Source organism: Buchnera aphidicola (Eriosoma grossulariae) (assembly GCF_964059045.1).
GTDB classification, from domain to species: Bacteria; Pseudomonadota; Gammaproteobacteria; order Enterobacterales; family Enterobacteriaceae; genus Buchnera_D; species Buchnera_D aphidicola_A.
Genome location: NZ_OZ060402.1, coordinates 156,527 through 174,817 on the forward strand (window position 1 = coordinate 156,527; position 18,291 = coordinate 174,817).

General features: G+C 23.8%; 14 protein-coding genes. 13 read left to right on the forward strand and 1 reads right to left on the reverse strand.

What is annotated here, in order from left to right; genetic code table 11:
• Nucleotides 1-85: 85 nt before the first annotated feature.
• From nuoC to folC, 13 genes are all read left to right on the forward strand, one after another.
• Nucleotides 86-1,897 carry an NADH-quinone oxidoreductase subunit C/D gene (nuoC, locus tag AB4W51_RS00695; RefSeq protein ID WP_367676704.1) on the forward strand — a complete coding sequence of 604 codons (1,812 nt, stop codon included), beginning with the start codon at nucleotides 86-88 and terminating at the stop codon, nucleotides 1,895-1,897.
• 16 nt (nucleotides 1,898-1,913) lie between these two features.
• Nucleotides 1,914-2,411, forward strand: a complete 498-nt coding sequence (gene nuoE, locus AB4W51_RS00700) for an NADH-quinone oxidoreductase subunit NuoE (RefSeq protein ID WP_367676812.1) — start codon at nucleotides 1,914-1,916, stop codon at nucleotides 2,409-2,411.
• On the forward strand, nucleotides 2,408-3,685 hold the full coding sequence (gene nuoF, locus AB4W51_RS00705; protein WP_367676705.1) for an NADH-quinone oxidoreductase subunit NuoF: 1,278 nt from the start codon (nucleotides 2,408-2,410) through the stop codon (nucleotides 3,683-3,685). Before nuoE ends, nuoF begins: the two co-directional genes overlap by 4 nt.
• Before the next feature lie 155 nt (nucleotides 3,686-3,840).
• Nucleotides 3,841-6,579, forward strand: a complete 2,739-nt coding sequence (gene nuoG / locus AB4W51_RS00710; protein ID WP_367676813.1) for an NADH-quinone oxidoreductase subunit NuoG — start codon at nucleotides 3,841-3,843, stop codon at nucleotides 6,577-6,579.
• Nucleotides 6,576-7,553 (forward strand): NADH-quinone oxidoreductase subunit NuoH, encoded by a 978-nt coding sequence (nuoH, locus tag AB4W51_RS00715; protein ID WP_367676706.1) that lies wholly within the window; start codon nucleotides 6,576-6,578, stop codon nucleotides 7,551-7,553. The genes nuoG and nuoH overlap by 4 nt, the downstream gene beginning before the upstream one ends.
• A gap of 12 nt (nucleotides 7,554-7,565) precedes the next feature.
• Complete coding sequence (nuoI, locus tag AB4W51_RS00720; RefSeq protein WP_367676707.1) at nucleotides 7,566-8,108, forward strand: NADH-quinone oxidoreductase subunit NuoI; 543 nt, start codon at nucleotides 7,566-7,568, stop codon at nucleotides 8,106-8,108.
• A gap of 10 nt (nucleotides 8,109-8,118) precedes the next feature.
• A complete protein-coding gene (nuoJ, locus tag AB4W51_RS00725; protein ID WP_367676708.1) occupies nucleotides 8,119-8,610 on the forward strand; it encodes an NADH-quinone oxidoreductase subunit J in 492 nt (163 codons plus the stop codon).
• 58 nt (nucleotides 8,611-8,668) lie between these two features.
• A complete protein-coding gene (gene nuoK / locus AB4W51_RS00730; protein ID WP_367676709.1) occupies nucleotides 8,669-8,971 on the forward strand; it encodes an NADH-quinone oxidoreductase subunit NuoK in 303 nt (100 codons plus the stop codon).
• Nucleotides 8,968-10,803, forward strand: a complete 1,836-nt coding sequence (gene nuoL / locus AB4W51_RS00735) for an NADH-quinone oxidoreductase subunit L (protein ID WP_367676710.1) — start codon at nucleotides 8,968-8,970, stop codon at nucleotides 10,801-10,803. The genes nuoK and nuoL overlap by 4 nt, the downstream gene beginning before the upstream one ends.
• A gap of 115 nt (nucleotides 10,804-10,918) precedes the next feature.
• Entirely contained in the window at nucleotides 10,919-12,430 is a 1,512-nt protein-coding gene (gene nuoM / locus AB4W51_RS00740; RefSeq protein WP_367676711.1) for an NADH-quinone oxidoreductase subunit M, read from the forward strand.
• A gap of 13 nt (nucleotides 12,431-12,443) precedes the next feature.
• Nucleotides 12,444-13,901, forward strand: a complete 1,458-nt coding sequence (locus AB4W51_RS00745; RefSeq protein WP_367676712.1) for an NADH-quinone oxidoreductase subunit N — start codon at nucleotides 12,444-12,446, stop codon at nucleotides 13,899-13,901.
• Nucleotides 13,902-14,345: 444 nt separating this feature from the next.
• Nucleotides 14,346-15,308 (forward strand): TerC/Alx family metal homeostasis membrane protein, encoded by a 963-nt coding sequence (locus AB4W51_RS00750; protein ID WP_367676713.1) that lies wholly within the window; start codon nucleotides 14,346-14,348, stop codon nucleotides 15,306-15,308.
• Between the two features lie 188 nt (nucleotides 15,309-15,496).
• Entirely contained in the window at nucleotides 15,497-16,795 is a 1,299-nt protein-coding gene (folC, locus tag AB4W51_RS00755; protein ID WP_367676714.1) for a bifunctional tetrahydrofolate synthase/dihydrofolate synthase, read from the forward strand.
• A 271-nt stretch (nucleotides 16,796-17,066) separates the two neighbouring features.
• On the opposite strand, the gene AB4W51_RS00760 is transcribed toward folC, so the two are convergent.
• Nucleotides 17,067-18,014, reverse strand: coding sequence for a ribose-phosphate pyrophosphokinase (locus AB4W51_RS00760; RefSeq protein ID WP_367676715.1), 948 nt, complete (start codon nucleotides 18,012-18,014; stop codon nucleotides 17,067-17,069).
• Between the last annotated feature and the right edge of the window lie 277 nt (nucleotides 18,015-18,291).

Below are 18,291 nucleotides of genomic sequence, written 5' to 3' on the forward strand. Positions count from 1 at the left end.
GATGGCATATTTATATTATATAATTAAATTATAGCTATAATTTTATTTTTTGAAAATATATGAGTTACTTATACTATAAATTAAGATGAATAATTTTATGACAAAAAAAATCAGTAAAAATAAAAATTTACAATGCAATTTATTTAATGATTATTCAGATAATTTAATTATTAGTGAATTATTATTGTTATTTAAAGAAAAAATTTTTTTTATTCAATCTAGTAAAATAGGTTTTCCTATTCTATGGATTGATAAAGATAGTTTATTAAATATTGTAAATTTTTTAAGTAATATATCCAATGCGTATAAAATGTTATTTGATTTACATGGAATTGACGAACGTTGTAGAATTCATAAACCAAAATTACAAAAATCTCATTTTACAGTTTTTTATCATTTTTTATCTATTCAAAATAATAGTGATATTATTTTGAAAATTGGTTTATTAGAACATGATCTTTGTGTTCCAACACTAACAACATTATTTCCTAATGCAAATTGGTATGAAAGAGAAGTATGGGATATGTTTGGGATTAAATTTATAGGTCATCCGAATTTATCTCGTTTAATTATGCCAAAAAATTGGAAAGGTCATCCTTTAAGAAAAGATTATCCTGCTCGAGCAACAGATTCTCATATTTTTAAATTAACAGCAGAAAAAGAAGATGAAGAAATGGATTCTTTGATTTTTGAACCAGAACAATGGGGGATGAAAAGAGAAAGTAAGAATTCTGATTTTATGTTTTTAAATTTAGGACCAAATCATCCATCTGCACATGGGGCGTTTAGAATTGTATTACAGTTAAAAGGAGAACATATAATTGATTGTGTTCCAGATATAGGATATCACCATAGAGGTGCAGAAAAAATGGGAGAAAGGCAATCGTGGCATACGTATATTCCTTATACTGATAGAATTGAATATTTAGGAGGGTGTGTCAATGAAATGCCATATATACTAGCAGTAGAAAAACTAGCCGATATCATTGTTCCTGAAAGAGCTCAAGTAATTCGAATATTATTGTCTGAATTATTTCGTATTAATAGTCATTTATTGTATATATCTACTTTTATTCAAGATGTTGGATCTATGACTCCAGTTTTTCTTGCTTTTACTGATCGACAAAAAATATATGATTTAGTAGAAGCTATTACAGGTGCTAGAATGCATCCTGCTTGGTTTAGAATTGGTGGTGTAGCAGATGATTTACCTAAAGATTGGTATATTTTATTACGTGAATTTTTAAATTGGATGCCTAAAAGATTAGATTATTATGTCAATTCTGCTTTAAAAAATAGTATTTTAATTGCTCGATCTAAAGGTGTTGCTGCATACAATAAACACGAAGCGTTATCTTGGGGGGTAACTGGGGCAGGTTTAAGAGCTACTGGTATAAATTTTGATATTAGAAAAAATCGTCCTTATTCTGGTTATGAAAATTTTTCTTTTGAAATACCAGTTGGTGATGGTGTTAGTGATTGTTATTCTAGAGTAATGTTAAAAGTGTATGAAATAAGAGAAAGTTTAAATATTTTAAAACAATGTTTAAAAAACATGCCAGAAGGAAAATTTAAAGCGGATCATCCTTTAACTACACCTCCTGATAAATATCAAGTTTTAAATCATATTGAAACTTTAATTACTCATTTTTTACATGTTTCTTGGGGCCCTAAAATACCTCAAGGAGAAAGTTTTCAAATGATTGAAGCAACAAAAGGTATTAATAGTTATTATTTAATTAGCGATAATAATACTACTAGCTATCGGACAAGAATAAGAACTCCTAGTTTTCCTCATTTACAACAGATACCTGCTGTAATTCGTGGAAATTTAATATCAGATTTGATAGTTTATTTAGGTAGTATTGATTTTGTCATGTCAGATGTGGATCGATAAAAATATGTGTAAATTAATTAATCAAAATAAGTTAATCAATAAAAATTTTCAGTTGAGTTTAAGTGAAATAGAAGAAATTGAAGTTCAAAAATCTCAATATGAAGATAATCGCGCAGCTATAATTGAAGTTTTAAAAATTGTTCAAAAGTTTAGAGGATGGATTTCGACAGATTCGGTGTATGCTATTTCTCGAATATTAAATATTACAGCAAGTGATATAGAAGAAGTAGCTACATTTTATAGTAACATATATAGATCTCCTGTTGGTCGTAATATAGTAAAATATTGTGATAGCATGGTTTGTTATATTACAGGTTATATAGAAATTAAAAATTTTTTAGAAAATTTTTTAAAAATTAAAACTGGACAAACTACTATAGATCAACGTTTTACTTTATTACCTACGTGTTGTTTGGGTGCTTGTGATCGTTCACCAGTAATAATGATAAATGATGAAACTTACTTTAATGTAAAAATAGAAACGATATCTAATTTATTGGAGAAATATCAATGATTGTTGTAAAAAAAGCAATGGAAACACATCCATTAACATGGTGGGTTAATGATCGTCATAAGATTGTTTGGATTAAAGAATATATTAAAAAAAATGGTTACCGAGCATTAAAAATAATTTTAAAAACAATGTCTGAAAATGAAGTGATAGATTTAGTTATAAAATCTGGATTAAAAGGAAGAGGAGGAGCTGGATTTCCAACAGGTTTAAAGTGGTCTTTAATTTCGAAAAATGAGATCTTATATCCAAGATATTTATTATGTAATGCAGATGAAATGGAACCTGGAACTTATAAAGATCGTTTATTAATGGAACAAATCCCCCATCAGCTAATTGAAGGTATGATCATAGCTGCATTTGCTATTAAAGCTTCTTGTGGTTATATTTTTTTGAGAGGAGAATATATTGAAGCAGAGTCTATATTAAAAAAATCTATATTACAAGCTCAAGAATATGGTTATTTAGGAAAAAATATTCTAGGTAGTAATTTTAATTTTAATATTTTTTTACATACTGGTGCTGGTCGATATATTTGTGGAGAAGAAACAGCATTGATTAATTCTTTAGAAGGCCGTCGTGCTAATCCTAGATGTAAACCACCTTTTCCTGCTAGTGTTGGATTGTGGGGAAAGCCTACTTGTGTCAATAATGTAGAAACTTTATCTAATATACCTTCAATTATTTTACATGGTGTAGATTGGTATCTTAATTTGTCCAAAAGTTTAGATACAGGTACAAAAATGATGGGGTTTTCTGGACGAGTTAAAAATCCTGGTGTATGGGAATTGCCTTTTGGGATTTCTGCTCGTGAAATTTTAGATAAATATTCTGGTGGTATGCAGGACGGATTGTTTCTTAAAGCTTGGTTGCCAGGTGGTGCTGGGACAGATTTTTTAACTACACAGCATTTAGATGTTGCTATGGATTTTATGAGTATTGGATCTATAGGTAGTCGATTAGGAACTGGTTTGGCTATGGCTGTAGATAATGAAATTAATATAGTTTCTTTAGTAAAAAATTTAGAGATTTTTTTTTCAAGAGAATCTTGTGGATGGTGTACTCCATGTAGAGATGGTTTGCCTTGGATTGTAAAAATTTTAAATGATATAGAAAAAAAAAATGGAAAGAAGGGAGATATAAAAATTTTAGAACAGTTATGTAGCCATTTAGGCCCAGGAAAAACTTTTTGTGCCCATGCTCCTGGTGCTGTTTCACCATTAAGAAGTGCAATAAAATATTTTCGTTCAGAATTTGAATTGGGTATAAAAGAATAAAAAATTATGATTAATTTAATTAATTTAAATTAAATTTATTTATTTTTTATATTTTATAAGAATTATTTAACAGTTAATTTTAAAAATTATAGATGTCTATTTATTTTAATTAAAATTAATTGTTTTATATTAAAAATTATTTTTGGGTTTAATAAATTATGATAATTTTTATTGATGGTAAAAAGTATAATGTAGATGATTTTAATAAATTAGATAATTTATTACATGTTTTTTTATCATTGGGAATAGATATTCCATATTTTTGTTGGCATCCTGAATTAGGCAGTGTAGGTTCATGTCGTCAGTGTGCTATTAAAATTTATGACAGTTTAGATGATCAAAAAGGCAGGATAATTATGTCATGCATGACACCTGTTCAGGATGGATTAATATTATCAATGAAAGATGATGAATCTATTTTATTTCGGAAAAGTATTTTAGAATTATTAATGACTAATCATCCGCATGATTGTCCTGTATGTGAAGAAGGAGGACATTGTCATTTACAAGACATGACGGTATTGAATAATCATTTTATCAGACGTTATAGGTTTAATAAACGTACTCATTTTAATCAATATTTAGGGCCTTTTTTATCTCATAATATGAATCGTTGCATTAGTTGTTATCGTTGTGTGAGGTATTATAAAGATTATGCAGATGGTCAGGATTTTGGTGTTTATGGTGTTAGCTCTAATTTATATTTTGGTCGAATTGAATCTGGTGTTTTAGAAAATAATTTTTCTGGTAATTTAGTTGAAATATGTCCTACAGGTGTCTTTACTGATAAATCTCATTCTGGTAATTATTCTAGAAAATGGGACATGCAATATGCTCCTAGTATATGTCAACATTGTAGTATAGGTTGTAATATTAGTGCTGCAGAACGTTATGGTGTGTTAAGGAAAATAGATAATAGATTTCATGAAAAAATTAATAATTATTTCATATGTGATCGCGGTCGTTTTAGCTATGGTTATTCTAATTTAAAAGACAGACCAAAAAAAATACAGCAGATTAAAAACAAGATTAATATATCATCGAACATTACTATTGAAACAGTTATTAAAGAAATAATTAATATGATTGATAATTCTTCTAGAGTTATCGGAATTGGTTCTTCTAGAGCGAGTATAGAGAGTAATTATGCTTTACAAAAATTAGTAGGTTCAAAGAATTTTTCTAATGGAATGACTAAGTTAGAGAATGATTGTGTACAATTATCTTTAAAAATTTTAAATAGTGGTGAAATTCATAGTCCTAGTTTAAAAGAAATAGAAAATTATGATTCTATTATAATTTTAGGTGAAGATGTAAATGAAGTGGCTCCAATGGTTGCTTTATCTATTCGGCAAGCTGTAAAAAAATATGCTACTCAGGTTGCTTTATCAAAAGGTATAAACAAATGGAATAGTCTTGGTATATATAATGTAGAAAATAAAAATAAACATCCTTTGTTTATTACTAGTGCAGATAAAAGTGCTTTAAATGATATTGCTGAATATAATTATATTGCTCCTATTATAGATCAATCAAGATTAGGATTTGCTATAGCTCATGAATTAGATTCTCAATCTTTAAAAGTTGATAATTTAGATGATTCTGTTTTAAAATTAGTTAAACATATTGTTCAAATATTATTAGATTCTAAAAAACCATTAATTATTTCTGGATGTAATTCTGGTAGTGTGTCTCTTATTCAAGCAGCCTTTAATATAGCAAAAGCATTGCATAATAGAGGATTAAATGTTGGTCTTTCTTTATTATCTTCGAATGTTAATAGTTTTGGTGTTGGATTATTAAGTAAGATATCAATAGATACATTATTAGATCAATGCTCATCTAATGAAAATAATACTATGATTGTTTTAGAACATGATTTATATCGTACTTTATTATCCAATCAAGTTGATTATTTTTTAAAATATATTAATTGCATTGTGATTGATCATCAAAATACAAAATTATTTAAAAATGGATGTATTAGTCTTCCAACATCTAATTTTTTTGAAAGTTCTGGAACAGTCATTAATTATGAATTACGTTCACAACGTTTTTTTCAAGTATATGATCCCACTTTTAATCAACCTGATGTAATTGTTTTAGAAAGTTGGAAATGGTTACATTTTATTAAATGTAAATTGTATAATCAATCTATTCAATGGTTTTCGTTAGATAATGTTATTGATGATTGTATTTTAGATTTTGAATTTTTAAAAAATATCAAGAATGCCGCTCCTGATGCATCATTTCGTATTAATGGACAAAAAATTGCTCGTTCTCCACATCGTTGTAGTGGTCGAACTGCTGTTTTTTCTAATCAAAATATACATGAATTAAGTCAACCCAATGATCATAACACTATGTTTTCTTTTTCTATGGAAGGTAGTGATCAATTAAATCAATCATCTGAGTACATTCCTTTTAATTGGTCTCCAGGGTGGAATTCAGTTCAATCTTCTTATAAAAGTGTTCATGTTAAATATGATTTAAATCAGTTTTCAAATATAGATGTATTTGTTTTTAAATCTAATATTGAGAAAAAAATAGATTTTTTTACTAGAATTCCAATTAGTTTTGTGCCATATAGTCATTGGATTGTTGTTCCATATTATTTTATTTTAGGAAGTGATGAGTTATCACAGAAATCTGAAGTGATAAAAAATCATATTCCTGAATTTTATGCAGTGTTAAATTTTAAATATGCTATTGAATTAAATTTAAAACAAGGTGATAAAATAAAATTTTATTTTAAAAAAGAGATTTTTGTATTTTTAGTTCATTTTTCAGATTTTTTAAATCATGGTCAAATAGGTATACCAATAGGAACTCCAAATGTTCCATTGTGTTTATTAGGTCAAGAAATTAATAAGTTACAAAAGGATACAATATGAATTTTTTATTACATGACTTTATGAATTATAGTAAATTAATTTTTCAGTCTATATTTTTTTTGTTCATCATTGTTTTCTTTAGTGCTAGTTTGAGTATAGTAGAAAGAAAAATATTAGCATTGTTTCAAAATAGATATGGTCCTAATCGGGTAGGAAAATATGGTTCTTTACAGTTATTTGCAGATATGATAAAAATATTTTTTAAAGAAGATTGGATTCCTTCTTTTAGTGAAAGATTTTTATTTGTTTTGGCTCCTATTATTTCTTTTATGTCTTTATTATTAGTTATGGCTATTGTTCCTATTTTTTTTGATTGGTTAATTATTGATTTAAATATTGGAATTTTGTTTTTTTTAATGATGGCTGGTTTATCAGTTTATGGAATTTTATTAGCAGGTTGGTCTAGTAATAATAAATATGCTTTATTAGGAGCAATTAGATCCATTGCTCAAACTTTAAGTTATGAATTATTCTTAGGATTATCTGTTTTAGGAGTAGTAGCACGAGCTGGATCTTTTAATTTGTTATCTATTATCAACAGCCAGGAAATTGTTTGGAATGTTTTTCCACAATTTATTGGTTTTATAACATTTTTTATAGCAGGATTGGCAGTATGTCATCGACATCCGTTTGATCAACCAGAATCAGAACAAGAATTGGCAGATGGATATCATATAGAATATTCTGGGATCAAATTTGGTTTGTTTTTTATTGGGGAATATATTTCAATTATTACTGTTTCTTCATTAATTACCGCTTTATTTTTAGGAGGATATCATGGTCCTTTTATTAATTCATTTATATGTTTTTTTATAAAAACTTTTTTAATTATTTTTATTTTTATATTAATTAGAGCCTCTTTACCTCGACCTAGATATGATCAAATATTATTATTTGGATGGAAAATATGTTTTCCATTAACTGTCTTAAATTTGTTAGTTACTGTATTTTTTATACTTTATTTTTTACCATAATTAGGAAAAGATATGACTTTAAAAAAATTTTTATTATCATGTGTAAGTCAATTACGTTCTATTATGATGGTAGCATTAAATATGTTTTCTAAAAGAGAAACTAGACTATATCCTGAAGAATCATTATCTTTATCTTCTCGTTCTAGAGGTCGTATTATATTAACTTGTAATTCAGATGGTTCTGAACGTTGTGTCGCTTGTAATTTATGTGCTGTAGTTTGTCCAGTAGGTTGTATTGCTTTACAAAAATCTGAAACTCAAGATGGTAGATCTTATCCAAAATTTTTTAGAATTAATTTTTCCCGTTGTATTTTTTGTGGTTTTTGTGAAGAAGCATGTCCAACAATGGCTATTCAATTAAGTGCTGATTTTGAATTATCTGAATCTAAAAGAAATGATTTAATTTATGAAAAAGAAGACTTATTAATCTATGATTACGGAAAAAATAAAGATTATAATTTTTATCATGTATCTGGTGTTTCTTTAAAAAACAAAAATATTGGCGATTTAAAAATTGAATCGAGACCTATTGATGTTAAAAATTTATTACCATAAGGTAAATATAATGGAATTTATTTTTTATTTTTTTGGGATTATTACAGTCACATCTACTATTTTGGTTTTATTTAATAAAAATCCTATGCATGCTTTATTGTATTTTGTTATATCAATTTTATCTATATCAGGAATTTTTTTTTCTTTAGGAGCTTTTTTCCCTGGAGTCATAGAGGTTTTAATATATGCTGGTGCTATTATGGTTTTGTTCATGTTTTTTATTATGATTTTAAATCTTGGTAGAAAGATTAATTTAGAAGAAAATACATGGTCAAAAATATCATTTTTTATAATTCCTTTAATATTATTTATATTCTTGTTTATTATTATTATTTATATTATTTCTTTTTTGGATACTGAAACAGTATTACTTGGGAAAATAGTACAAATTAAACAAGTTGGTATTTATTTATTAGGTCCTTATATGGTATTAGTTGAGTTATCATCTTTAATTTTATTATCAGCATTAGTGGTTACATTGCATTTGAGTAATAAAAAATAAAGATTTTAATATTTCATTGATTCTTAATAAATTTTTTAAGAGAGAATAGGTATTCTATATGATTCCATTAACTCATTGTTTATGTTTGTCTTTTTTTTTATTTTTTTTAGGTTTTTTATCTCTTGTAATTCGTAGAAATTTATTTTTTATATTGATTGGTTTAGAAATTATGTTTAATGCAGCATCGTTATTAATTATAATAGCCAGTAGTTATTTAGGACAGATTGATGGTCAAGTGATATATATTTTTGTTATTATGTTAGCAGCATCAGAAGGTAGTATAGGGTTAGCTTTATTATTAAGATTATATCGTCGTTATCAGACGTTAAATATTGATATTTTAAGTGAGATGCGCGGATGAATATTATTTCTCTGATCATTTTTTCCCCTTTGTTAAGTTTTTTTATTTTAATATTTTTTAAAAAACAATTATCACAATTTTTGATAGGTGTAATAAGTATTGGATCAATTTTATTATCTAGTTTAATAATTTTATATATTTCTATAGATTTTTATATGAATCATTTTCAATTTTATATTCAAAAAATATATTATTGGATTCATGCTGAGAATATTAAGATTCATTTTAATTTTTTAATAGATTCAGTTTCTTTAACAATGTTAGCTATGGTTAGTAGTGTTGGTTTATTGATACATATATTTTCATTTTGGTATATTCAGTTTAAAATTGATATAACTCGTTTTTTTGCTTACATGAATTTATTTATGGCTAGTATGTTTATATTAGTTTTAGCAGATAATTTATTATTCATGTTTTTAGGATGGGAAGGTGTAGGAGTATGTTCCTATTGTCTAATTGGTTTTTATTATAATAATCAAAAAAATTATTATGCAGCAACAAAAGCATTTTTAATGACTCGTCTCGGTGATGTTTTTTTATTAATAGCAATATTAATTTTATATACTCATTTTGGAACTGTTAATTTTCATTCATTAAATTTTTTAATCAATAGTCAATTAATTCAATATTCGTTTTTTTTACCTATAATAACAATTTTTTTATTATTAGGAGCAATTGGAAAATCAGCACAACTACCATTTCAAACTTGGTTGTCTAGTGCCATGGTTGGTCCAACTCCTGTTTCTGCATTAATACATGCTGCAACGATGATTACGGCAGGAGTATATTTAATTATTAGAATACATTATGTATTTTTATTAACTCCTTGGATATTCAATATAATTGGAATTATAGGATTATTAACATTAATTATTTCAAGTTTTGCAGCTTTAGTACAAAAAGATATCAAAAAAATTTTAGCTTATTCTACAATGAATCAAATTAGTTATATGTTTTTAGCTTTATCAGTAAAAAGTTGGAATATTGCTTTAATGCATTTAATTTCTCATGCCATTTTTAAATCTTTATTGTTTTTGTCAGCTGGTTCTTTAATTTTATCTTGTAATAATGAAAAAAATATTTTAAAACTGGGAGGATTAAAAAATCAAATTCCATTTATTTATATTTGTTTTTTAGTAGGAGGAGCTTCTTTAATAGCATTTCCTATTGTTACTTTTAGTTTTTATACTAAAGAAAATATTTTATTTACATTATTATATAATCATCATTTATTTTTTTTGATAATTGGTTTATTTGGTAATTTATTAACTTCAATTTATACTTTTCGTATGATTTTTTTAATTTTTCATGGTTCTAGTACAACAACAGTGCAAAATAAAACAGGATTGTTGCATACTTTTCCATTATTTATTTTAATATTATTTTCTACTGTATTAGGTGTATTAGTTTTTAAAAAATTAAATTTAGTATTTTTAGAAGAAAATTTTGAATGTTCTGAAACTTTAATTGTAACTATTATGTCTGTAATATGTTCTTTCATGGGGTTTTTGATATCTTATTATATTTGGGTAAAAAATATATTTTTATTTGATAATTTCATAATTAAGAGAATATATAATTTTTTACATAAATTATTTTTTAGTGGTTTTTATTTTGACTATTTTTACAATTTTATATTTAATAGATATTATATTTTTATTACGAAAAAATTATTAGGTGATCCTTTAGGTGTTAGTTTAGAAAAAATAACATTATTATCATATTTTTTAAATAAATTTTTTGCAATATTAGAAAATGGTTATTTACGTTGGTATATTTTTTCTTTTATGATAGGTTTATTATTATTTTCACTTTCAATTTTATTAGTTTGATTTTTATAATATATTATTTTAAATTTACAATAGAGTTGGTTGTTGAAATTAAAATTATTTTGTAATTTTTTATTAAATAATAATTTATTATTTTCACAACAGGATTATAATCTCAATGTTACTTTTTTTGTTAGTTTTCATACCATTTTTAGGTGGTTTTTTATCATGGCAATCTGGTTATTTAAAAACTATTTATCCTCGTTGGATTGCTTTGATTACAATGGGGATAACATTGTTTATTTCATTAAAATTATGGTTTGAATATTATTATATTGATAATAACATACATCAATCTTCTCAATGGAATTTGCAATTTCTCCATTCTTGGATACCTAGTTTGGGTATTAATTTTCATTTAGCTTTAGATGGTTTATCTTTATTATTTGTTATTTTTATTGCTTTTTTAGGTTTTATAGCTGTTTTATGTTCTTGGAAGGAAATTAAATATTCTCCAAAAGGTTTTTATTTTAATTTATTATGTATAATTAGTGGAGGAATGGGTGTTTTTTTATCTATTGATTTATTTTTATTTTTTTGTTTTTGGGAGTTGATTTTAATTCCTATGTATTTTTTGATTGCAATTTGGGGTAGTAAGGATATCATTTTTGGTAAAAGTTGTGTTTATTCTGCTAATAAGTTTTTTATTTACGCGCATGCGTCTAGTTTGTTAATGTTATTGTCTATTATTGGATTAGCATTAAACTATTATAACATTCATCATACATGGAGTTTTGATTATAATTTTTTATTGAATACGTCTTTAGAATTAAATTTAGAATGGTATTTAATGCTGGGTTTTTTCTTATCTTTTATAGTCAAACTTCCTGTAGTACCTTTTCATACTTGGTTATTAGATGCTCATAGTCATGCTCCTACAGCTGGTTCTATCGATTTAGTAGGTTTAGTCGTAAAAAGTTCTTCATATGGTTTGCTTCGTTTTTGTATTCCATTATTCCCTCATGCTTCTGTAAAAATTATACCATTAGTTTTAATTTTAGGTGTTGTAAATGTATTTTACGGTGCTCTTTTAGCTTTTTGGCAAAAGAATATAAAACGTTTGTTGGCATATTCATCTATTTCAAATATGGGTTTTGTATTATTAGCTATTTATACAGGGAACTTATTATCTTATCAGGGAGCAATTATTAATATGATTGCTTATGGATTATCTTCATCAGCTTTATTTATATTAGCAGGACAGTTATATGAACGATTAAAAACGATGAATATTTACCGAATGGGTGGTCTATGGTCTAAATTAAATTGGATTTCTGGTAGTTTTTTATTTTTTTCAATGGCTACTGTAGGAATACCTGGAACAGGAAATTTTATTGCAGAATTAATGATGTTATTAGGTATTTTTAAATCTTTTCCATTAATATCATGTGTGTTAGCATTTTCTTTAATTTTAGCTTCTATTTATTCTTTAAATATGTTTCATACGATTTTTTACGGAAAAGGTAATAATATATTTTTTACTAATTTCATATATACACGAGAAATAGGAATTATTTTATGTTTTGTATTTTTGGTTATTTTTATTGGATTATATCCAGAAATAATTTTAAAAATATCATATTTTTCAATTAAAAACATTCAAAATAATTTTTCTTTTTTTTTACATTAGAAGGTTTTATGTAATGATGGTTATAGTTCAATCGTTGACTGCATTATTACCAGTTTTAATTTTAGCTTTTAGTGTTATAGTAATAATGTTATCTATTGCTTGGAATAGAAATTTTTTTTTAAATTTTATTTTAAGTTTAGTAGGATTATTATTAAGTTTTTTATCTTTATTTATGGTTTCGCAACATACACCCTTAGATATAAATTTTTTATTAAGAATAGATAATTATTCTATATTGTATTCTGGTATCATTTTGTTTTTTAGTTTTTGTACTTGTATTTTTTCATATTCTAGTTTATTAAATTATCACTCTAGTAAAGATGAATTTTATTTATTAATTTTATTATCAACATTAGGTTGTGTATTATTAACTATGGCTGTTCATATGGCTAGTTTATTTATTGGATTTGAATTAGTATCATTACCATTAATAGGTTTGATTGGTTATTTTAAACATTATAATCAATTTTTAGAATCTACTTTAAAATATATGATATTGTCTAGTTTAACTTCTGCTTTGTTATTATTTGGGATTTCTTTGGTGTACATTGGTTCTGGTGGATTAAGTTTTATAGAATTACAACAAGCATTTAATATTAGTTCATCACAACATATTATATTATTATTATTTGGTACTGGTATAATTTTAATTTCTTTTTTCTTTAAATTATCGATATTTCCATTCCATTTATGGATACCAGATGTATACCAAGGTGCTACAGCATTGGTATTAACTTATTTTTCTACAGTAGTAAAAATATCATTTTTTATTGCTTTAGTTCGTTTTTTTTTATATTTACCTGTTAATAAAATTTTTGTATTAAATTATTTATGTACAATTATAGCTTTTATTTCAATATTATTTGGAAATATAATGGCTTTGTTTCAAAATAATTTAAAAAGATTATTAGCATATTCTTCTATATCACATTTTGGTTATTTATTAATTGCTTTATTAACTTGTCAATTTTATCCTTATTTTCTAGAAACTCTTGGAATTTATTTATTAGGTTATTGTGTGAGTAATTTAGGTATATTTGCTGTATTAAATAGCATATCCAATCTAAATCAAAAATTTGATATAGATCAGATTGTATCCTACAGAGGTTTTTATTGTAAAAATCCATTTTTATCAGTTTTTATGACTATTTTTATATTTTCTCTTGCTGGAATTCCAATTAGTTTAGGTTTTATTAGTAAATTGTTTTTATTAACTTCGATTTCCATGGAACATTTTTGGTTTTTGGGTTTTTCGATTATTTTAGGAACTATAATTAGTTTATATTATTATTTAAAAATTATTATTATTTTATATAATAATAATATAAATTATAGCAAAAATATACAAGCATGGAATATAATTACATTAACAAATTTTTTAATTTTGTTATTAGGAATGATTAACATTTTTTTTGGATTATTTCCTAACATATTAATAGAGATTTTTAATCGTTGTATAATATATTTATAATTTTATATTAATTAATATTATTAATATAAAATTTAATTATTTTATTTTTTAAATTCATTTTTTAATTTTTTTTTTAAAAAATGAATTTAAAAAAATTTTAATAATAAACCAATTTAGTTTTAAGGATTAAATACATTATATTGTGATATACGTTTTTATATTTTTATATATAAAAATATATTTTTAATATAATTAATATATGTTGATTTTCTATTTTAGACACTTTGATGTTACAATATAGAAAAATTTTTATATAATTTTTTTAAAATCTTACAATAAAAATAATTATTATAAAATTTTTTATTTATTTTAATATTTTAAATTAGTATATTCATTTTTTATTAATTTTATTAAAAATATTTTTGTTAATATTTTAAATATGATTTTATATTGATTATTTTAAGGCACATATAAATATTTTTGATAACTAAAAAGAATAATTAGATGATGAATAGTTTTTTAACATTTCCGTTATGTATTGAATTAATTTTTTTTGTTTTTTTTGTTGTTTTTTGCAATATACTATTAAAAAGAAAATATCAATTAATATTTTTTAATTTGAAATCAGCTTGTATTTTTTCATTTTTTTGGATTTTTATTTCTTTTTTATTTGCTTTTTTTCTTTGGCTGGTGCTAATTCAAACGATTGATAAATCAACAGCAGATAGTATGACTATGACTTATATCTCTGTATATCTTCTTGAAAAATTTTTATCTATTGATAATGTTTGTATTTGGTTTATGATATTTAAATATTTTTCAATACCATTAATATATCAATATAAAGTATTAATGTATGGAATTTTTAGTGCTATTTTTTTTAGAATAATTATTACTTTTTTTGGTTTGATATTATTATTTAAATATCATTGGGTTTTATATTTTTTTTCTTTATTATTGTTATTTAGTGGTTTAAAAATTATTTTTTATAAAGAAAAAACAAATCTTATTTTAAAAAAAAACAAATTAATGATATTTTTATATAAAATATTTAGAATTACTAATTCTATTCAACAAGAAAAATTTTTTATAAAAAAAAATAATATTTTATATGTCACTCCATTATTTGTTGCTTTAATTATGATTGAAATTAGTGATATATTTTTTTCGATAGATAGTATTACTGCTATTTTTTCTATTACTAATGATCCTTTTATTATTATTACTTCTAATATATTTTCTATATTTGGATTAAGATCGATTTATTTTTTATTGGCTCTAATTCATCATCAATTTCATTCTTTTAAATATGGATTTGCTTCAATTTTAATATTTATTGGAATAAAAACTTTGATTTTAGATTTTTTAATTATTTCTATACAAACAACTTTATTTATTATTGTTTGTATATTAATAATAACTATTATATATAATATTTTTTTTAAAAAATATTTTTATATTAAATAATTTTTCAAAAAAAAAAATTATATATTTTATATATATATTTAATAATAAAAATAAAAAATATTTTATATATGATTAATTTATAATCATGTTATTTTTTTTAGATAATATTGATATCTTGCTTGTTTCTATTTATAGATTTATTCTATGAATCAAAATTAATTATTTAGTTATATAATAAAGAATATAATATGCATCAAAATATAATACGTAATTTTCATTTAGATAAAGAAAAAATATTATCCTTATGGTTGTTGGAATTAGAAAATCAATGTAAAGATATATATACTACTAGTTTATGTAATATTAAATTAGTAGCTAATAAATTACAATTATTAGATCAAGAATCTTTTATTTTTATTGTTACTGGAACTAATGGTAAAGGTACAACATGTTTAGTATTAGAACAATTATTAATATATTCTGGTTATCGTGTAGGATTGTATACTTCTCCACATTTGATTAAATATATTGAACGCGTTAGAATTAATGGAAAATATTTATCACCATTAGAACATATTTTAGCATTTTCTGAAATAGAATTTGAAAAAAATAATATTGCATTAACTTATTTTGAATTTATTACTTTGTCAGCTTTGTTTCTTTTTAAGAAAGAAAGATTAGATGTTTTAATATTAGAAGTAGGTATTGGTGGAAGATTGGACGCAACAAATATTATCAATGCTGATGTTTCAATTATCACTAATATTGCTATTGATCATGCTCAATTATTAGGATGTGATCGTGAAAGCATTGGTTTTGAAAAATCAGATATATTTAGAAATAAAAAAATAGCTATTATAGGAGATAAAAATATTCCTCACAGTGTTTATAATACTGTCAAAGAAAGAAATGTGATATTAAAAAAGATTGGTCATGATTGGAAATGGAAAGTAAATGATAATAGTTGGGATTTTTTTAGTAAAAATGATTGTTTTACTGATTTACCTTTTCCTAAAGTATCTTTAACCAATGTTGTTACAGCTATAGCGGCATTATGTTATTCTGGTCTTTATTTTTCAAAAAATAATATTAAAAATGTTATAAAAAATTTATGGTTGCCTGGAAGATTTCATATAATTTATAAAAATCCATTAGTTATACTGGATGTATGTCATAATCCTCATGCTGCTATACATTTATCGCAAAAATTATTAAAGATTAAAAAAAATAAGGTTATACATTCGGTATTGGCAATATTAAAAGATAAAGATATCGATGGTTTTTTATCTCCTTTGCTGCCATTAGTAAATTTTTGGTATTGTGCTAGTTTAGATCATCCAAGAAGTGCATTAGGAAAAAATTTAATTAAATATTTACCAAATTCTGCTAAATTATTTCAAAATATTCCAGATGCTTTTGTTGATGCATTTTATAATGCTTGTCAAGATGATATTATTTTAGTTTTAGGATCTTTTATGACTGTTTCAGAAATATTATTTTTTATAGAAAATGAGCAATTTTTTAAAACAGAACATTTAAAAATATAATGGTAAAATAAAATTTGAAAATATATATATTGATTTAATAATTTTTGTATAGAATTGTATATATTATAAAAAATAAAATATTTTGAATATTAAATTATTAATATTGAATCAAGTCTTAAGATATATTAATATTATCCCAAGACTAGATATAAAAACATGTTTTTTATTATTATATATTTTTAAAATTAATATATTATTTTAAAAAATATATAATATATTGATTATAAATATTTTTATATTTTTTTATATATAAATGAATATAAAAATATTTTTAATGTTCAAACATGGCTGAAATAGATTCTTCATTACTAATTCTTCTGATTGCTTCTGACAACATACCTGCTAATGTTAATGTTCTTACATTTGGTAAATTTTTTATTTCTGCTGTTAAAGGAATAGTATCTGACACAACAACTTCATCAATACATGATTGTTTTAAATTTATTAGTGCATTTCCAGAAAAAATAGGATGTGTTGCGTAAGCAAATACTCTTCTAGCTCCTCTTTTTTTTAACGCTTCAGCAGCATGGCAAATAGTTCCGCCAGTATCAATAATATCATCTACTAGAATACAATCTCGTTCTGCAACATCTCCAATAACATGCATGACTTTTGATATATTAGAATTTGTTCTTCTTTTATCAATTATAGCCATGTCAGTGTCATATAACAATTTTGCAATTGCTCTAGCTCTGATAACTCCTCCGATGTCAGGAGAAACTACAATTGGGTTTTCTAGATTAATTTTTAACATATCTTCTAATAAAATTAAGCTACCAAAAACATTGTCTACTGGAACGTCAAAAAAACCCTGAATTTGTTCAGCATGTAAATCTACGGTTAATATTCTATCTACACCAATACTCGAAAGAAAATCAGCAACAACTTTAGCAGTAATAGGAACACGTGCTGAACGAACTCTTCTATCTTGTCTAGAATATCCAAAATAAGGAATAACAGCAGTAATTCTTCCTGCAGAAGCACGTCTTAAAGCATCGATGATAACTATTAATTCCATTAAGTTATCGTTTGTTGGTGCACAAGTAGATTGAATAATAAAAATATCTCCACCACGAACATTTTCATTGATTTGCACACTTACTTCTCCATCACTAAACCTTCCAACTGAAGCTTTTCCTAAATTAGTATATAATCTATCAGCTATAGATTTAGCTAATTCTGGTATAGCATTGCCAGAGAATAATTTCATATCTGTCATAAAAAACCTTGAATTGTTATCATTAATGATATTTATTATTAAATTTATTTTTGTATGTTATATATGATAAATATATATCAATAACAGATTTATAGAAATAAATTATATTAATAAATTCAATTGTATGTGATTAATATTGTTAAGCGTTATAGATATATATTATGCAATTTTGATATATTTTCTATGATTATTGTATTACTTGATGAATAAATTTTATTTTTTTGATATATATAATATGATGAATTGTGTATTTTATTTTTTTATCTTTGATTATTAA